Annotated in this window: 11 protein-coding genes and 1 riboswitch; of the genes, 3 read left to right on the forward strand and 8 right to left on the reverse strand. The window is 60.8% G+C overall.

All coding sequences use genetic code 11. The annotated features are described in order from the left end of the window. Nucleotides 1-278: 278 nt before the first annotated feature. Nucleotides 279-3,155: a DUF349 domain-containing protein gene (locus AC1DUR_RS02000; protein ID WP_477717111.1), complete on the reverse strand. Its 2,877-nt coding sequence runs from the start codon at nt 3,153-3,155 to the stop codon at nt 279-281. Between the two features lie 242 nt (nt 3,156-3,397). Beyond that, complete coding sequence (locus AC1DUR_RS02005; RefSeq protein WP_477717112.1) at nt 3,398-7,480, reverse strand: DUF748 domain-containing protein; 4,083 nt, start codon at nt 7,478-7,480, stop codon at nt 3,398-3,400. Between the two features lie 740 nt (nt 7,481-8,220). Here AC1DUR_RS02005 and AC1DUR_RS02010 point away from each other — a divergent pair. The 3 genes from AC1DUR_RS02010 to nrdR all read left to right on the forward strand — a co-directional run bounded on the left by AC1DUR_RS02010 (nt 8,221) and on the right by nrdR (nt 11,114). Next, nucleotides 8,221-9,084, forward strand: coding sequence for a lytic transglycosylase domain-containing protein (locus tag AC1DUR_RS02010; RefSeq protein ID WP_477717228.1), 864 nt, complete (start codon nt 8,221-8,223; stop codon nt 9,082-9,084). Nucleotides 9,085-9,213: 129 nt separating this feature from the next. Next, nucleotides 9,214-9,345: riboswitch (ZMP/ZTP riboswitch) on the forward strand. Nucleotides 9,346-9,392: 47 nt separating this feature from the next. After that, entirely contained in the window at nt 9,393-10,637 is a 1,245-nt protein-coding gene (gene glyA, locus AC1DUR_RS02015; RefSeq protein WP_477717113.1) for a serine hydroxymethyltransferase, read from the forward strand. A 27-nt stretch (nt 10,638-10,664) separates the two neighbouring features. Continuing rightward, entirely contained in the window at nt 10,665-11,114 is a 450-nt protein-coding gene (nrdR, locus tag AC1DUR_RS02020) for a transcriptional regulator NrdR (protein WP_477717114.1), read from the forward strand. 43 nt (nt 11,115-11,157) lie between these two features. Here the strand turns inward: nrdR and AC1DUR_RS02025 are convergent, their stop codons facing one another. From AC1DUR_RS02025 to AC1DUR_RS02050, 6 genes are all read right to left on the reverse strand, one after another. After that, nucleotides 11,158-11,715, reverse strand: coding sequence for a GspH/FimT family pseudopilin (locus AC1DUR_RS02025; protein ID WP_477717115.1), 558 nt, complete (start codon nt 11,713-11,715; stop codon nt 11,158-11,160). Between the two features lie 181 nt (nt 11,716-11,896). Further along, nucleotides 11,897-16,156, reverse strand: a complete 4,260-nt coding sequence (locus tag AC1DUR_RS02030; protein ID WP_477717116.1) for a pilus assembly protein — start codon at nt 16,154-16,156, stop codon at nt 11,897-11,899. Nucleotides 16,157-16,174: 18 nt separating this feature from the next. Then, complete coding sequence (locus AC1DUR_RS02035) at nt 16,175-16,711, reverse strand: hypothetical protein (protein ID WP_477717117.1); 537 nt, start codon at nt 16,709-16,711, stop codon at nt 16,175-16,177. Next, nucleotides 16,708-17,805 (reverse strand): PilW family protein, encoded by a 1,098-nt coding sequence (locus AC1DUR_RS02040; RefSeq protein ID WP_477717118.1) that lies wholly within the window; start codon nt 17,803-17,805, stop codon nt 16,708-16,710. Before AC1DUR_RS02040 ends, AC1DUR_RS02035 begins: the two co-directional genes overlap by 4 nt. Nucleotide 17,806: 1 nt before the next feature. Next, complete coding sequence (gene pilV / locus AC1DUR_RS02045; RefSeq protein ID WP_477717119.1) at nt 17,807-18,385, reverse strand: type IV pilus modification protein PilV; 579 nt, start codon at nt 18,383-18,385, stop codon at nt 17,807-17,809. Further along, nucleotides 18,385-18,837 (reverse strand): GspH/FimT family pseudopilin, encoded by a 453-nt coding sequence (locus AC1DUR_RS02050; protein ID WP_477717120.1) that lies wholly within the window; start codon nt 18,835-18,837, stop codon nt 18,385-18,387. The genes pilV and AC1DUR_RS02050 overlap by 1 nt, the downstream gene beginning before the upstream one ends. Nucleotides 18,838-18,840: the final 3 nt, after the last annotated feature.

Consider the following 18,840-nt stretch of genomic DNA (forward strand, 5'->3'; position numbering starts at 1 on the left):
GCATCCTGACCGCATGCACGGGAAATTCGCAGCTGGCAGGTGCTTGAGTATTTCCTCGTACGGCATGTCGACGCGATAGCCGGCCAGCCATGAGCGACTGCACCGCCCATTTCCTGCCCAGTGATGTCAGGCCGCTGGCACCGACATCCTTGAGATGAACACTCCCGGCTGCCTCATGCATCCATGCCGCACCAGAACGCAACACGAAGAACGCAGACCGGGAGCGTGAAAGCCCAACTCAAACCCATGCGGGGCGGGAGGTCAGCTTAAAGTTCAGCTCAACGCTTGAGCAACACCTTCAACACGTTCTGCACACGCCTGGCGTTGCCGGCATCGAAGTCGGCTGCCAGCACCTGGGCGGCGTCTTCACCCCAGGTTTCAGCGGGCGCGGGCGCGTTGCGCCGGGTCAGCAGCTGCAGTTGCAACATGCGACGGGCGCTGAGGTGCTCGGCAGGCGTGGGCAGTTCGGCGGCAATCTCCAGGCGCAGCAAGGCCTCGGACGCATCCTTGCCCGAGGGCGCGCCAACCGCCTGAACCCAGCGGTTGCGCACGGCGGGCGCGACCTGCTTGCCCAGCTCCTGCGCGCCGGGCAGCAGCGACGGATCGCGCTTTTCCCAGGCGGTGATCAAGTGGGTCAGCACTTCACCATGGGCCTGCATGGCGAGCTTTTTCAGCGCGTGGTTGGCGGCCTCAAAGGCTTCGCGCTGGGCGCGGAAAGCGGCATCGCCCAGGCGCGGACCACGGTCTTCGAAGGCCGGGCGGTCATTGCCGCGAGGGCCCCGGTCGTCACGGCCGGGACGGCTGCCATCGCGGTCGGGGCGGTAAGGCTCGAACTTGTTGTCCGTGCTTTGGCGCGGGCCGCCTGGGCGCGAATCCTTGCGGTCACCGAATTTGCCGCCTCGTCCTGCGGGCGCTGCTTCAGCCTTGCGCATGCCTGGGCGGTCGTCACCGCGCATGGCCACGATAGGCCTGGGTGCGGCTTTGGGCGGCGGCGGGGGTTCAGCGGGTGCAGAGGCAGGCTCGCCGGCTTGCGCAAACTCGGCGGCGGCCGCTTCAGAAGCGGCTTCCATGACGGGCGATTGGTCTGCTGCTGTTTCTGTAGCTTCCTGCGCAGGTTCAACAATGGCTTCAGCATCATCTCCTGCTGCAACATGCGTTTCATTGGCGGCGGCAAGCACAGCCTCGACCGAAAGAGCCGACGGCACGTCGGACTCCGATGTAGCCGCAGGTGCAGGCACGGGCACAGGGGCTGGCACGGGAACCTGGCCGCGAACAATCGCCTCAAGCGCCTTGGCGGCGGCGTGGATTTTTTGCGCATCGCCGCTGGCCGTGGCGGCTTCCACCGCTTTGGAGGCCTCGAGCACCATGCGGTCGAACTCGCCAAGCGCAGCCGCTGCTTTTTCGCGCTCGGCGGTTTTGCGCTGGAAGGCGTCATCAATCGGCTTGCGAAAAGCATCCCACAGTTTTTGCTCCTGCTTGCGCTCAATCGGCACACTTTGCGCCTCATGCTGCCAACGCTGCTGCAGGGTCTTGACGGCATCAATGCGCAACTGGGGCTCAGCCCCCAGAACTTGCGCCTCTTCAATCATGGCTTTGCGGTGCGCCAGGCTCTCGTTGCGGGCGGCCGTCAGCGGTGCATCAGCCGCATCCATGGCGGCTTTCCAGACAGGCTGGATTTCGGCAAAGGCCTTTTCACCCAGGTGCCCGGCTTCGCGCCATTTCTCCACAAACCCGTTAAGGCTGCGAATGTGGTGCTTCCAGTCGGTGTTGGTCTTGTTGGCTTCGGCCCAGGCCAGCACTTCATCAATCAGTGCGCGGCGCTGAGCCTTGCTGGCCTCTGTCTGCTCCTTGACTTTTTCGAGCCAGGTCTCGACCACTTTATGGGCTTCATTGCAGGCGTCGTCAAAGCGCTTCCACAGCGCATGGTTGGGCGTGCCGCCCTGATCGCTGGTCTTCCATTGCTCGCGCATGGCGCGCAAGGCTTCCTGTTGCTTGCGGCCGCCCATGGGGTGCGCCACCAGCGCTTCGGCTTTCACCACCAGCTCTTCACGGATCTGGTCGGCGCGCCAGCGCTGCCAGCCTTCCAGTTCACCGGCAGCGGTCAACGCGGCGTGGGCGGCGGCTTCGAGCTTGCTGTCGATGTGGCGGACATGCTCTTTCAGTGCATGGCGCAGGTCAGCGGCGACTTTGGGCGTGGACTTGCCATGGCCTTCAGTGACTTCGTGCTCCAGCCTGGCAAGCGCCTCCTGCACGGCCGCCGTCGCCTTCTCGCGCATGTCCTGCAACACGGCGGGGTCGATTTTGGCCTTGGGCGCGCGCGCCGGCTGCTCGCCCGCGGGCGCCGGCACACCGCGCGCGGCACGCAGTTCGTCGGCCCACACCGGCACGGCGGGCAGCGGCGCCGCCACGTCCTCCGCGGCTTTCACAGCCACGGCCAGGGCCCCCTGGAACGCGTCCCACACAGCGAGCAACTGGCCACGCGAGGCATCCAGCAGCGGTGGAAACTTGGCATCGACACTGGCCCAGTTGGCGTCGTGCATGATCTCGTCGGCCTGGTTCTGCCAGTGCGTCACGTCGGTGCGCAGCGTATCGAGCGCCGCTTCCGCATCGCGCCAGGGTTTGATCGACAGCACCTCGATGCGCTGCGCAATCAGCACGGCGGCTTCGCGCTGCACCTGGGTGCGATGCTGCAGGTCCTCGATGGTTTTGACGCGCTCGGCCAGTTGTACCTTCAGGCTGGCCAGGGGATCCCGGGACAAGGGGGCGCCGGCTTTGGCGGCATCGCGCTGCCAGGCCAGGGCATCGGCCAGATTGAGCTTGGGCAAGGCAAGCAGGCCCTGCGCTTTTTCCGCCCATTCAGCCGCCACGGCTTCCTGGCCTTTGCTGCGTTTGACTTCGTCGAGCTTTTCCTTGAGGGGTTTGGCGGCGCCCTTGTCGCGGTTGGCCAGGTCCTTGTAGACCTCGGCCATCTGCTCTGCCGTGGGTTCCGTCGCCAGCCACTGACGGATGCGCGCCGTGCGCTCGCCCGAGGTGGGCGCTGAAAACGCGCCGCCCGTCAGGCCGTCCAGCGGATGGGCTTCAGCCGATTTGGCCGGGCCGGTTTTCACGGCGGATGCATGTGCCGGGGTGGCGTCGGCTTTGGAAGATTTGGACATGGGAAAACGCAGCATAAAAAATTAATAACACTCGGTTCGAGAAAAACAGCCGAAGACGGCACGCGAGCCGGGGCGCCCTGTGCTCCGGGATGCTTGCGCCTGCCAGCACTTGCTGCCACAGGTAGGGCAATGGGTGGTGAACCGTCAGCGGGGAAAGCGGGTCGCGGCGTACAAGGCCTTTGCCTCCTGCGCCCCACCCTCACGCTTTAAAAAATAAAGCACTGCGCGTATTTTCGCTGTTTTTAGGGCATCGCCAAATTAAGTTCGGCGCGTGGCGTCCATTTGGCCTCTGGCGGCACCGCTTTGGCGGCCCCCAGAAAGAGGCGATCAGGTGGCAGGTTTCGGGTGGCGAGGTAGTCCTTGACTGCCATGCCGCGCTGCACCGCCAGCTCGCGCATGGCGTCATCGCTCACATTGATGGCGGCCAGCAGCAGTTTTTCCATCTCGGGCACAGGCAGCTCTTTGGCCAGGCCAATGAGGTTGCGCGGTTTGGGCATGTCCGCGCGTTTGTACACCTCCTTGAGCAAGGCGGGGTACTCGGCGGCGCTGATGCTGACCGCGGCCCCGGCGGTACCGCCCTCTTTGACTGTGCTGCGGCGCTTTTCGGCCCCTACCAGTTCATCAAGCCGCTCGCGCTTGAAACCCTCACGTTCGGCCTCCAAACTGCTGGTGCCAACTACCGTGAGCTTGAGGGCGGGTCTATCCGCCAGCGCCTTGGCCACCTTGTCGAGCCCTGCCCTGGCTTCTGGCCCCAGCTGGGCGCTGCCGGCCTTGAAACTGACGGTACTCAACTCGTCCCCGCCACCACCCAGCGCACTGGCCAGCAGGCTGAACGGTGCGGTAATCGCCTTGACGATCACATTGACAATGACCTTGACGATGATGGGGCCGAGGCTGAACTGCGGGTCGTTCAACGAGCCGCTGATGGGCAAGTCCAGGTCAATCACGCCATTGCGGTCGGCCAGCAGCGCTACCGCCAGCTTGACCGGCAGGCTGGCGGTGGAACCCTCGACCTTGTCACCAAAACTGAGCTGGTTGAGGATGAGCTTGTTGGTGGCGATGAGCCGCCCGTCAGGCAGCACCACGTAGTTCACGTCCATACTGAGCTTGCCGCGGTTGATGCCGTAACCGGCGTATTTGACGGCATAGGGCGAGAGCGGCGGCAGTTCCAGGTCGCGCACCTTGCCGGTGATGTCAAGCGCGAGCGGCTTGGCCAGCGGATTGAGCTTACCCAAAATCTCCAGCGACGCCGTGCCCTCGGCCCGACCTCGCAACTCCAGGTCGGCCATGTTGGGCGTCGTAGCTGTGCCGCTGCCCGGCGTGGATGGCACCGCCGGGGATACCGAGGAGAACGCGCTGAGCTTGCCGGTCAGGTCGCTCAGGTTGGCCGAATAGTTGGGTTTGACAAAACGGTCCGAAAACAGCACCTTGCCGTTGACCAGGCTCATGGGGCCAAAACTCACTGCCGGAGGCGGGCCGGGGCTGGCTACGGGAGGGGTCGAAGCAGGCGATTGCGCTACGGTTTGCAAGCCTTTTGGCGCTACAGCCTCTGTTTGACGGACACCACCAGCTATGGTTTTGGTAGCCGCTTGAGATGCAGGCGTGAAAGCAGCGACCGTTGCCGTGCCCCCCGCGGTGCTGGCAGACGTGGCCGGCTTGAGCAGGTCCTGCAGGTTGATGCGGCCCTCGGAGGTGACGATCACGCGGGCGAAGAAGTCGGTCAACACGGTTTCCTTCACGTCCACCCGCGTGGCCTTGGCCGGATCCAGCGCCACATTCAGGCCGCGCAGGTTCAGCGCCTTCCAGGCCAGCAAGTCTTCACTGGGTGCCAGCGTATTGGCCTTGAACTCTTCCAGCGCCACATCGCCGGCAATCTGGGCCTGCGGCCCGGCCGGGGTCTGGCGGTAGGCCACGCGGCCCTTGAAGCTGGCGTCGGCGCGCAGCAGTTCGATGTTGAGCGTGTCGGCAAAGTAAGGTTCAAACGCCTGCGCCGGCAGCCGGTCCACCACCAGCTGGCCCTGTGCCTGCAGCGGCACGAGACCCACACTGCCCTTGAAGTCAAGCTTGCCGGGTTCAAAATGCCCGGCAGCCAGACGCAAAGAGGCGGTGAGCGGCATGGGCTTGGCCGCTTGCGCCCTGGCCGAAGGCCGGTCATCAAGCACCAGCCCGCCCAGCTGAGCCCTGGCCGCCGAAACCTCAAACGCGACCGGTTTGGCGCCGGCCTTGTCGGAAAACGATATGGCGCCACCATCGAGCAGCACCTCGTTAATGGCCACCGCCCAGGAAGGCGCGTCTGCTTTGGTGGCGACAGGCGCTGACGGCGACGATGGCGATGGCGTGCTGTGGCTCACCATCCAGCGCTCGTACATCCAGCGTTTGTCGCTGTCGCGGTCGATCTTCGCCCTGGGTTGGGTCAGCTGCATTTTGGCGGATTTGAAGGTCTGGCCGGCCACATCGATGCCCACCTCAAACAGGTCCACACGCTTGATGGACACCAGCGAAGTTTTGCCTTGCGCCAGCACCACGTCGCTGACGGCGATCTGCGGGGCCGTGACCTGCAGCGCCTGGCCCTTGTCGCCGCTAGCGGCCTGCCACGTCACGCCCAGTTGGGCATCGAGTTGACCATTCAACGCCGGAAGCAAAAACTCGCCAACGTACTTGGCTGCCATGTTGAGCGGCCAGGCAGCCACTGTGGACGTGACTTGGGCCGCCTGGTCAGTGGCCGTTCCGCTGAAGGTCAACAACGCCGGGGTGGCGGCCGGCTCGGGCGCGGTGGCTTTCGCAGAAACCCCGGCCGCCTTCGCCTTTGTCTGTGCGCTTGCGTTGGCACCTGCCGCTGCAGCGGGCGGCTCCTGGACGGACTGATCCAGCCCTATCGATCCGTTGAACTGCAAGGGTGCGCCGGCAGCAAACGGCACGGCAATGGCCGACGCGTCCAGTGCGATGCCAGCCAGCCGGATCTGGGCAGGCGAGCTCAGGGTTTCATCCAGCCAGTTCAGTGCACCACCGCGCACGGTGACCTTGCCCACCTGCACTTTCCAGGGCGTCGCCGCCGTGGAAACCGCTGCAGCGGGCGGGATCACCGGTGCGCTGACCGCGGCCTTTGGTTGGACATCGTTTGGCGGGTTTGCTCCCGGTTTTTGGCCGTCGGCAGCTATGTTTTTTGTAGCGCTTTGTCCACTGGAAGGCAGCACATTCAGGCGCCCAGCCCGGTCCCGCGTGATCTGCAGCGTAGGCGCGGCGAGCTCCACCGCAGAGAGTTTGACGAATTGCTCCAGCGGGCGCACGTCGTCCATGCTGATCTGCAGCCGATCGAAGGACAGGAAGTCCCGGCTTGACGATGAAGCCTCCGGCAGGGCGGGGCTTGGAACAGTCAGCAGGCGAACTTTCTCTGCCGTGGCCGTTCCTGATATCCTGACTACGGCATCCGGCGTCTGCTCGAACGCCACCTTGGCATCGGCATGCAGCACCGCGCTTTGCAGCCGGAACGGCAGGCTGGCTGGCCAGTAAGCCAGGTAGGGGCTCAGGTCAAAGCCGCTAAGCGTGACGCTGGCGTCGGTCTTGCGGGTCTGTGCAAAGGGCGTACCGACGGCCGCCGTGTCGAAACTGCTGCCATTGAGCCGGAAAGCCAGGTGCGGCGTGGTTTTGATCTCGCGCTGGGACTTCAGGTTGCTCAAAAAAGGCACGGTGAGTTGCAGGTCCCGCAGCACGTGGGTCTTGCTCACCGACTGGTCGATAAAGTCCAGTTGACCGCCATTGAGCTCCAGGTTGTAGAGGGCAAACCGCGGCGGCTCGCCAGGCACCTCGCCTGCGGAGGCCTTGAAACGGTCCAGGATGTCGTCAATGTCGTAACGCCCTTCCCCAAGATAAGTCAGCGAAGCCACGGGTTCCTGCACCACGATCGCATCGGCCACCGGTGCCAGCCGCAGCAGGGACTCGAGTTCCGCATCTATATAGATACGCTTGATCGTGAGCTGAGCCGCTGCGCCGGCCTGGGCGCTCCCGGCTGCACCCGGTGTAGTGGCGCCGGCGCGGCTGGTTTTTGCGATGACGAGGTCATTGAGTGTCAGCTCCAGCGACCACGGCTTGAAGTCCACTTGTCCCACGGTCACCCGGCGACCCAGCTTTTCAGAGGCAATTTTTTCCAGTTGCGATGTCAGGATGACGGGGACCACCGCATAGGCCAGCACCCACAACAGCAACAGCCCCCCGAAAGCCCAGCTCGCACGGCGCCGCCACGACGGTGACCGGACCCAAACGCCGACCTTGGCCTGAAATTTCCGTCCCCTCTCCCACCACTTGTTCTTCAATTCATTGCTTGGCATAAGACCCGAGTTTTTTATGGCCGGGCCAAAAGGTCAATGATTTATTTGAAAAAAGTGGTGATTCAAAACGAAAAACCCCGACCAGCTTGACTGACCGGGGTTGACGGCGGGCGTAATGCTCATGCCGTCGGTCTTCGCAAAAGGAGAGAGTAATCGTCTCACAGTGCGATAGAAGCAAGTGATTGCTTCCAGTTTTACCGGGGTTGGTTACCCAGCGGGAGCCTGAATTAATCAGGCAATTAGAGGTTAAACCCTCGACAGGCCGGGGGCAAGTCCAAATTTTCAATCGTCGGCACAGGAGTGATTGCCGTTTTCTTGAGGCAGCGCCGGGGGAGCCCTGCGCCTGCAATGAGAAGCTATCTGGCAGACACACGGGATTTTGGATGACAGTGAAATTTGAGTAAGTAAATTTAACTGGGGCGGTTCTTTAAAAGGCAGCGCTACAGCTCGCTCTTTGGCCATTTTTCGATAAAAAGCAGGGTCTAATCTCACAAAAATGCATATCAAACCACTTTGTTATTCTTGACAGGTTATTAAAGCGGCCACTAAAATTCGGCTTGCTCCCAAAACCACCTAGGGGCAACCCGAATCCGCTGCCGATCCCGGCAACGTCAAACGAGGGTCAACACCCGCAAGGCCAAGCCTTGGTTTGATGGCGACCCAATCAAAGTCTGCATGGCCCCCGCGCCTTTGCAGGCGTAGAAAGGAGTGCTATGACAGCGCTAGGAAACCATGGCTTGATGCCGTACCTTGAGGCGCACTTCAAAAGTGCACGCAGCAGTGTTTCAAATATTGCTGACGACATTGCCCAAGGCTTTTTCGAGATCATCCACAACAGCTTTGCCCTGCTGGGGCTGGCCGTTGTGTTCGCGGTGATTACGCTTGTTGCCCGGCCCGATCTGCGTCAGGCCGGTGAATCCGAACTCATCACCTGGCTGCAGGAGCGCCAGGAGGAAGCGATCGGCTTTACCGAGCCCGCCGCCATTGACCGGGCCACCGCATCCAACCCGAAAGACCTGCCGTCCCAACAGGCGGCAGTGGCTTACTGGTTGAGTAAAAAATACGGCGTGGCGGCGGAGCCCCTGAGCGTTCTGGTGTCGGAGGCGTTTGAGATTGGCCAGAAGGCCAAGCTTGACCCCACCCTGATTCTGGCCATCATGGCGATCGAGTCGGGTTTCAACCCTTTTGCCCAAAGCCCGGTCGGCGCACAGGGTTTGATGCAGGTGATGACCAAGGTGCATCACGACAAGTATGAAAACTTTGGCGGCAAACTGGCGGCGTTTGACCCGGTTACCAACCTTCGCGTCGGGGTCAAGGTGCTGCAGGAGTGCATTGCCAGGGCCGGCTCGATCGAGGGTGGCCTGAAGTATTACGTGGGTGCGGCGAACATGGAAGATGACGGCGGTTACGCCGGGAAAGTCATGGCCGAGCACGCCCGCCTGCTGGCGGTGGTGGGGAGCAAGCGCCTTTTGCCCTCGCCGTTCTTTGCTTCCCCGGCGCCTGCGCGCCCCATGCCAGCCTCGTTGCCGGCAAAACCCGGCGCGGTAGATGCTGGCGACGGCAGCAAAACGCCTGAGAAAGTAGCGCTCCTCAGCCGGTCCTGAGCCCCTCTTCTTGCTGGCCGCCAGACCTTTGCGGGTGGTTCGGCGCACGCTCCTTCCATGCCGGGCTTCTCCCCGGCTTTTTACTTTTGAACCCACGCCTGCCCCCGAACGCCCGGCCTCAGTTACACTAGCGAGGTGCGCGACTGGCGATAGGTATCATGGTCTTGCCGGCCATTGATGCTGACGTGGGGACACCACTGGGAAGCGCACCGCTCAAAGCCGTTTGGCCACAGCGTTCAGCCGTTCGCCTGGGCAGCCCTTGTTTCCTTGCTACCCAAGGACAAGGATCAAAGTCTTGAAGGACTGCCATGTACCATCGCAATATTCTGGTCGAACAGACCGACCCCGAAATTTTCGCTGCCATCCAGGCTGAAAACGCCCGGCAGGAACACCACATCGAGCTGATTGCCAGCGAGAACTACGCCTCGCCCGCCGTCATGGCCGCCCAAGGCTCGCAGCTCACCAATAAATACGCCGAAGGCTACCCCGGCCGCCGTTATTACGGTGGTTGCGAGTATGTGGACGTGGCGGAGCAGCTGGCGATTGACCGCATCAAGCAGATTTTTGGCGCGGATGCCGCCAATGTGCAGCCGCATTGCGGTGCCTCCGCCAATGAGGCGGTGTTTCTTGCCTTTCTGAAGCCCGGCGACACCATCATGGGAATGAGCCTGGCCGAAGGCGGTCACCTGACCCACGGCATGGCACTCAACATGAGCGGCAAGTGGTTTAACGTTGTCTCATACGGACTCAACGACAAGGAAGAGATCGACTACGACGCGATGGAGCGCAAGGCGCACGAGACCCGCCCCAAGCTCATCATCGCCGGCGCCTCGGCCTACAGCCTGCGCATCGATTTCGAGCGTTTTGCCAAAGTCGCCAAAGCCGTAGGCGCCATCTTCATGGTCGACATTGCGCACTACGCGGGCCTGGTTGCTGCAGGCGTATACCCGAACCCGGTGCCGCACGCCGACGTCGTGACGTCCACCACGCACAAGAGCCTGCGCGGCCCGCGCGGCGGCATCATCCTGATGAAAGCCGAGCACGAGAAAGCCATCAACAGCGCGATCTTCCCCGGCCTGCAGGGTGGCCCGCTGATGCACGTGATTGCCGCCAAGGCGGTGGCTTTCAAGGAAGCGCTTTCCCCCGAATTCAAGACGTATCAGCAGCAGGTGCTGACGAACGCGCGCATCGTGGCCGAAACGCTAACGCAACGCGGTTTGCGTATTGTCAGCGGCAGAACAGAGAGCCACGTGATGCTGGTCGACCTGCGCGCCAAGGGAATCACCGGCAAGGAAGCTGAAGCCGTACTGGGAAGCGCCCACATGACCATCAATAAAAACGCGATTCCGAATGACCCGGAAAAGCCGATGGTCACCAGTGGCGTGCGCATCGGTACGCCAGCGATGACCACGCGCGGCTTCAAGGACGAAGAGGCGCGCATCACGGCCAACCTGATTGCAGATGTGCTGGACAACCCCCGCGATGCCGCCAATATCGAAGCGGTTCGCGCCAAGGTCAATGCCCTGACCAGCCGCTTCCCTGTTTACCGCTGAAGCGCACGTCGACGTCTTGGCAAACCGATGAAATGCCCCTTCTGCGGCAACCTTGAGACCCAGGTGGTGGAAACGCGGGTGTCGGAAGATGCAGATTTCATACGCCGCCGCCGCCAGTGCGGCGCGTGTGAAAAGCGCTTCACGACCTACGAGCGGCCAGACGTCAATTTTCCGGCGATTGTCAAAAAAGATGGACGCCGCATTGAATACAAGCGCGGCAAAATCCTGGGCTCCATGAACCTGGCGCTGCGCAAGCGGCCGGTGAGCACAGAGCAAATCGACTCAGCCATCGAGCGGATTGAAGAAAAACTTCTCAGCCTGGGCGTTCGGGAAGTCGCCTCCAACCGCCTCGGCGAGCTGGTCATGCGGGAGCTGAAGAAACTCGACAAGGTAGCCTACATCCGCTTTGCCAGCGTGTACCGCAGCTTTGAAGACATTGATGAATTCAAGACACTGGTGGATGAGGTGAGGCGCTAGGCGCAAGGTGTTTCTGCCTTGGATGACCTGAGGTCTAATGGACTCAAAGGCACTGACTCACCATTGCCTTCGTTGTACGGGATCGCCCTGCACTGCTGATAACCATCTGCCGGGCTTCCACAGGAGTAGATGACTGCAGGCAAAGTGTGAAGGTACCGGCCTGAAATGCGCCCGACGTGAGGCCTGTAGTCCCCGCGGAGGTGTAGGACACATAACTGGCGACCTGGCTGTTGCCTGCGAGCCGTAATCGGTGAGGCAAGGCCTGCTCCCATAACAGCCGTATTTCTCCCGCATCCAGCGAGGCGTTGTTGTTGGCATCGTGGAAAACGATCCACCCCTGCTCCCATCCACCCGTGCTGGTACAGCCGTTACCCGTGGCCGACTTGCATAGTACAACCCGGGCACTACGCTTGACCGCCTCACTGCGTGCGAAGTGAACACTGGAGAACAGTGTATTGATCCCCGCAGTTAACCTCATGGAATCGACAAACCCCGACAGGGCCGGAGCCGCCAACGTTTGAACTATCGCCACAATCGTCAGCAGCACCAGCAACTCGATCAAAGTGACGCCGCCAGACCTGGAACGTCCATGCTTGCTCAAACCCGCCTCCACCCGATAGTTGAGACCGGTCTTGAGCCGGCCAGTTCCTACCTCAAGGGCGAGACAGGGTATGGCCGAAATCGTATCTAAAGTATCAAGAAGTTACCATCCTGCATTTGGAGGATAAGTCCGGGGCATTAACCACAACCCAACAACAAGCGTGGCACCAATCAGGCAGGCCTTATTGCTTGTACCAGTAGGTCCGGCGCGCGTTCTTGGGTACTGGCTTGGTCTGATCGCACACCCCCAGTGCTGATTTGCAATCCCCACCGCCGCCGCCGCCGCCTCCGCCGCCACCACCGCCGCCGCAGCCCACGCAAAAGGTCTTCTTCACGGGTCCATTGGCAGTCTGAATCGTGACGATGCCCGTCGTCGGACTGGGCGGCAAGCCGCCACCGTCGTACTCCGTGAAACTGAGTGCCCCGGTAAATGGATTCAAGGCATAACCCCTGGCGACGCCCAAGTTCGACACGCATGATGTTGCACTCGGCAACTTGGGTGCGTTGGTCCCAAAAAATGTCGTTCCCCTGACCGTGGTGGGCGCATTCACGGACTTCTCACCCCGTAGCAAATTGCCATCTTCATCCGTGAAAAGAAGGGTAACAAAAAAGCCTTTGTCGGTGCCCGCATAAGCCACGGAGCTCGCATCGAACAAAGCCGCCTCCGTAATGACGGTACTTGCAGGTGAGGCATTGGCATCCTTGCCAGTCTTGGTGTCCTTGAGCATGTAAAAACGGTTCACCACGTTGTAGGCAGAGCCTGTCGCCGTGCTTATGAGCGGATGCTCCCGGTCCCCCGATCCCAAGAGGATTTCATCGTAAGAACCGGTCGCTCCTGTGGCGCCGATTGACACAACATTGGGAGGAAAGAAAAATTTACGCGGCGTTGTGCCAATCGCGCAGGTGCCCGTGGCGCAACCCAGAGCGGCGAGCTTGGTGACCTGCCACTTGTCAGGGGTTCTGCCCGCCGCAGGTTCCAGGTCCACACGCCAAACATTGCCGCCCACATCCGCAGCGTAAAAACGATCCGTCTTTCCGTCGTTATCGCGGTCTACAAAACTGATGTCCGCCGGAATGGCCCAGTTCATGCCGGACACTGCGCATGTTGCCTGGGTGCTGGTACCGCTGCAGGACGATGCGCCCGCTGTGTAGACCGCTTTCCACACCCGCACGCCGGTAACCGCATCCACCACGAAAATACCACGCCCCATCGTGTCGGCAGTAGGTGGCTCGGCATCCTCGGCCGGGTCATAGCCGGCGCCAAACACCAGCACGGGGTTTGCATAACCATTGACCAGCGTCACCCGGGGGCGCGACCAAGTCTGCCCAAGCTCATCAAACCCGGCATCCGTAGAGCTGATTTTCCACATGAATTTCGGGTTGGTCGGCTCCGTCACATCCAGGGCATAAATGAAACGCCCGCCCCTGCGCATGGTCAGGTAAATGTAGGCCTTGTCGATGGTTCCGTCAGCCTTGAGCTGCTGAAAAACACCCATTGAGCCGTCAACAAAATAATCTTTGGGCTGGGCACTGGGAAGCACGGTAGATGGCAGCTTCAACTCCGGACTGTTGACCCGCTGGCGATTGAGTTTGCCGAAAAAATCAGGCAATACCAAACCCCACAATTCGCCGCCGGCAGGAACGGAACCTATGGAGCCCGTCTGGCTGCCATTCACGGCACGGAACACGCCATCATTGGCCCCGTAATAAACCACAATGCCTCGGGTGTCTCCATAATTGATCACGACCGGTCGTGAATGCAACACGTCGCCGTGAATGGACGGGCGGACCGTGTACCCGCTGCCGGGACTGGCTTCGTCACCGAAATTGTCTTCACCGCGCACCCAGTTGATCAGGGCCGTGCGGTCGCTGATGCCACTCTTTTGGACGATGATCGTTCCCGTCGCTGGTGAGGCAGGTGTTGTCACCACGCTGTAATTAAAGGTGTTGGCCGTAACACCGGATATTACAAAGCTGCCAATGTAGCCTCCTTCATTGGTGCCCGCCGTGCCGCCGATGCTTACCGTCTCGCCATTGACGAAACCATGCCCGGCAGCCGTCGCGGTGACCACTGTTCCGCTGCGTGTCAGGCTGGAAATCGTTTTCGGCGATGTGCTGCCGTCGGCTTTGATGGTTCCGGTTGCCGGAGTCGTAGGAGTCGTAGCTGAAATCGTATAGGTGAACGATTTATTTCCTGTTTTCGTCAAGCTCACCGGACCGATGTTGTATTCCGGAATCAGTGCGCCCGTCGTGTCACGCACTTCGGCGATGGTCACAACGTTTCCAGTCGAAAAACCATGGTTCGACGTGGTGGTCACCGTGACCGTGGTGCTGCCTGCGACACGCACCACGCCCGGGGTTGGATTGCTGTTGTAAGCCTCGATCGTGCGGCTGGTGCTTCCGACCGTCGCTGTGCCGCCTCCCGCAGGCGATGCAGGCCCCTCCACGACAGGGTAGGAAAAAGAATTCGCATCGATCAGCGTGATCGCGAAGGTTCCGTTGTACTGGGTCTGCGCAGCCCCGGTGATGGTCACGGATTGCCCCTGGAAATAACCGTGCCCCGGCAGGGTCACGGTTGCCACGGTACCGGTGCGTGTGATGGAACTCACCGCCTGCGGAGTGCCCGGGGTTGAGGCCGTGAAGGCGCCAGTTGCCGGGCTGGGCGGGTATTCCGCGACGGTGAAACTAAAGGAGGTGGGGCTCAGTACGGTAATCAGGTCCTTCTTGCCGTTGTATTCCGTCTGGTTGGCGCCGCTGATGGTGACGGAATCGCCCGTGGTGAAACCATGATTCGAGCCGGTTGTGACCGTAGCAACCGTGCCGCCTCTCACAATGGAGGACACAGCAAAACCCGAAGATGAACTCAACATGACGTCGGTAATGGCGCTGTTGGTCGTTGCAAATGCGTTGCTGCTGTCTGACAAGCTCACATTGCATCCCGAACCGGCAGGGCAGTACGTGTAAAGCTTGCGGGGGGAAGACGGTGTGCTGTTGTAATTCACCGTCAGGTTGCTCAGGCGCGATTGCTGCGCCGCGCCTCCCTTTTCGACCAGTTCACCATCAGGCGAATCGAAGGCCAGACCAGCGCCACGCTGATCATTGATGAAGAAGCCACCCGTCGAATCGGGTGCTGTTGCGGTATTTTTTTGAGTCCAGTAACTGACCGCGTCCGACGTGATGAAGCCGGTTCCCGCCGCGCTGATAGCGGGATTACCATTGGCGTCGCCCAGCCTGAGTGTGGCCTTGTTCGGATCGGGATTGCTGGGATCCGGGTACTCCAGTATGAACTGGTACTGCTTCAGATTGCCCAGCCAGCGCGGACTGGCGCTCGCGTCAGGACGGAACATGCCCAGAAAGATCTGGTTCAGATACGTGCCTTGTGCATTAACGCTGACCGGCAGGCTGGCTGCCGAGAACACGCTGTTGACTGCCTGAACTTCATTGAGGATTTTCTGGATGGCGGTTGTGATTTCGTCATAGCTCGACGTGGCAAAGTACTTCCCGCCACCATACTTGGCCATGCTGCTCAGGAGGGCCGGAAAATCGGGCTTGCAGCTCGATCCAAGCAGTCCCACGGTGTAGGTCGTGATGCCCTGATTGCCGGAAAATCCGCCGTAAATATCGGTCTGGTACATGTAGCGCGCCCACTCGTCCGCGTACAGGCCTGACGAATCCGAGTGCGTACCCATGGTGTAGTTGCCACAGCTGAAAGCGCTGGTTCCGTAGGACCCCGAAGGAATGGTGATGTTTACCTTCTGGGCTGCCGTGACACCAGGCGCGGTATTCAAAGCACTCATGGGGCTGGTGCTGCCACCGTCGCCCGGCGTGCCCGCGGTAGTGAACGCATTGCCAATGAAGATGACGAAGTTCTTCTGGCAACCCGCCGTTGGCTGGATGCCCGCGTAAGATCGCCCGGACAGGCCGGTGTTGCCGGCATAGTAGGCCCAGGCTTCCTGCATGGTGGCCCCGGTGGCCTCGCCGTTAGCCTTGATATAACCATCGCCCGCCCCTCCCGAGGTTTTCCAGGTCTTGATCCAGGCCAGGAAATTTGACTTGGCAGTGCCGGTCATGGGCGTGATCGGCTGGACCAGACATCCCCCATTCGAGCCACCGCAATTGGCGTTGTTAATGTCGTGAATATTGTTGGCGTTATAGACCATCAGGCCGATATTGACCGAGCCCGCCGGCAAGCTTGATATCACGTTGTAAATCGCGCACTGCTCAATACCACCTGCCGTCCCGTTGAGAGATGGCGCCGTACCATCTACATAGGTGCAATTACCGGCACTGGCTGAAAAATTGGCCGCATTGTCCAGCACCAGCAGTACGTTAGGCGCCCCTGTCGTGCCGGCATTGTCGCTGTAGATATCAATGTCTTCGGCTTGGGTGAATAAGGACATGCCAAGCAACAGGCAAAGGAGGAGAATTCGGAAAGTTTTCATGGCATAACCCGTGCAAATTTATGGACAATCCACCGTTGCCGGCACCCGGACGGCGATTCCCTGAACCTGGGTGACTTTCGTGCCCGTAGCACCATCTGTCACACCCGCCTGGATGTCCCACTGCTGCAACTTGCAAGCCGAGGGCTTGGTCGCCAGCGTGCCATCGACCTTGATCGGTTTGTCCTCATCCAGGCTTTCAAAGCAGGGGATGTCATTCGCGATGGTCGGATCCAATGATGAATTAAGCACGGGAATCTCCACAGCACACTTGGTGATGGGTTCGACCTTTACCGTATAAGTTGTTGCTCCCATGGGAACCACCACCGACTGCCCGGGGATCAGGGCGATGTTTTCAGTGCCCTTGATCTGCTCGATCACCTGTTCTATGACTTGCTGGGTCGCAGCAGCGGCTTCCGCCTGGGACTGCATATTGCCGGCAATGCGAAGATTGATATTGCCGGACCGGATGCTGAACACCACCAGCAGGGTGAGCACCACCAGCATGATCATGCTCACCAGCAAGGTGGCCCCCCTCTCGTTTTTCGGGGAATTCATTGATCCCTCCGTGAACTCGGGTTGACCACCCGGATCAACTGACTGAATACCCGGCGCTTGAAACCGTCATTGGTCGCAGCCGTCGTGCCTTCCAGGCCCAGGTTGTAGGTTTTCGTATCCTGATGACCGGCTGAGCGTTCATTGTTGCGCGCCAGCAGGTTAAGCCTCACAGCCATCACATTGGCCCAATCCGCCACCGCCGCCGCATCCTTCGCATAACTATCGGGGGCACCGTCACCGGTCGAGTCGAACCCATAATCAACCTGCATCGTCTCGATACCTTCAACCAGCGAAGTCGTCAGGAATTTCGAAACACCTCCCTGCACGGATAGCTCCAGACGTTTGAGCGTCGGCACGGACACACCGCCATCATCCGTATTGGCGGCTGAACAATTCGAACCCGAAGCCGGTACGCTGCAGGGACTTACGAAATAAATATGCACCAGGTACTTGCGAAGGGGGGCGGTTGAAATGCCGTCTTTCAGTTTCAGGTTGAAGACCCCGGTATCGACCGATGTGGTGGTTGCCTTGTCCACCACATAGCCGAATTCAAGCCCGGACGCGGTCAAGCCGCCCTGCAGATAAACCTGCCCCGGCACCAGCGCCCCCGTGACCACTTCAGGATCGGCGCGCCGCAGAACCAGGATATCGGTTCCACTTAAGTGATTCGCTGCATTCAACGGGCAGTCGGCAAATGCCGCGGGCAAAGAAGCCCCCGGGGAATCGTAGCCCTGGATTGCAAACGGCACGGCACTGGTCAGGTCGGCAGGCGCAACCAGACAGGGATTGGGCAGGGAGGCCGGGACGGCCAGGGTAGACACAGCGGAAAACGCTCCATAGTAGCCAGCGAGCTGAATGTCATCCTGCAAAAGCTGCATGGCATAACGTCCGTTCTCGATCTGCCGGCTCGATTTTTCAAGTTCCGCCTGGGTGCCGCTTTGCCGGGCGATCAAGGCCGCCAAGCCCGTGAGCAGGATAAGACCGATGGTGATGGAGACCATCCACTCCATCAGTGTCATGCCCCGCTGATGGCGCCGCCCTTGCAAGGGACGGGGACGCGGATTCGGGAATGGGGTCGGTTTCATGTGCGGCATCTCAACTCAAACTGGTAATTTGAAGGGGGACAGTGACCGCTCTGCGCTGTGCCTCATCCCCATAGAGACCCGTACCACAGGTCACGCCCGCAGGCGCCACTGTTTTACCGTTACCTTGCCACACGACACTGACCTGGTACACCCCGGGAGATACAACACTGACACACCCGCGTGCACCCAGCATGGCACCCACATCACTTGTACCGGACTTCTCGGCGCTTCCCAGCAACAGGTTATTCCACTCCGTCAAATCCTGAACAGCTCGACTCTGTTGTTCTGCCGTTCCTACGGTACACGTAGGCGTCACAGCAGAGTCTGTCCCCAAGAAAGGGGCCCCATTCGCCGCCGTGGTGACCGCATAGCAAACCGCGGCCTTGCGGTTGGTATTCATGCGATTCACCATGTCCTGGATCACCACGAGCGCCTGCACACGCTGATAGGACTCCATCTGGGACCGCTGGCTCTGCACCATGAGGCCGACCAGCCCCAGCAGACCCAGCATCAGGATGACCAGCGTCACAAGCACCTCTATAAGGGCGAATCCCCGCTGGGATTGGCGTTGCCTGAAGGTAGGATTCATCAGCAATTTCCCAGTCTGCTTTTGGGTAAGCCGCTCAGATCGAACGACACACAGCGCGCCGGGCTGCCGCCCTCGCCCGCGACTTGCAGGCTCGACGCGAGCGCCTGCTCCTTCAGCCTGCCGCTGCCGAGATAAACGATCTCGGTGACAGCGCTCGTCATCGTCAGCGCTGGATAGGCCGCCTGCACATTCAGCGTGACGGTACCGGTTTTGACGCTCCAGCCGTCCTTCCAGCCGCCTGCAGCAGCCAGCACGCCGACCTCTGCGTTGCGCTTGATGGCCTCGGAACGCGCATAGACCGCGGCACTTGAAAAATCCGAAGCCGCCGTCTTCACACGCTGCCCGGCAACAAAGTTCTTGAACGAAGGCATGCCCAAGCCCAACATCACGGCCGCGATGGTGACCACCACCAGCAACTCGATCAGGGTAAAGCCACGGGACCTGGATTGCATTGC

The organism is Polaromonas sp. P4_F4, from assembly GCF_056401355.1.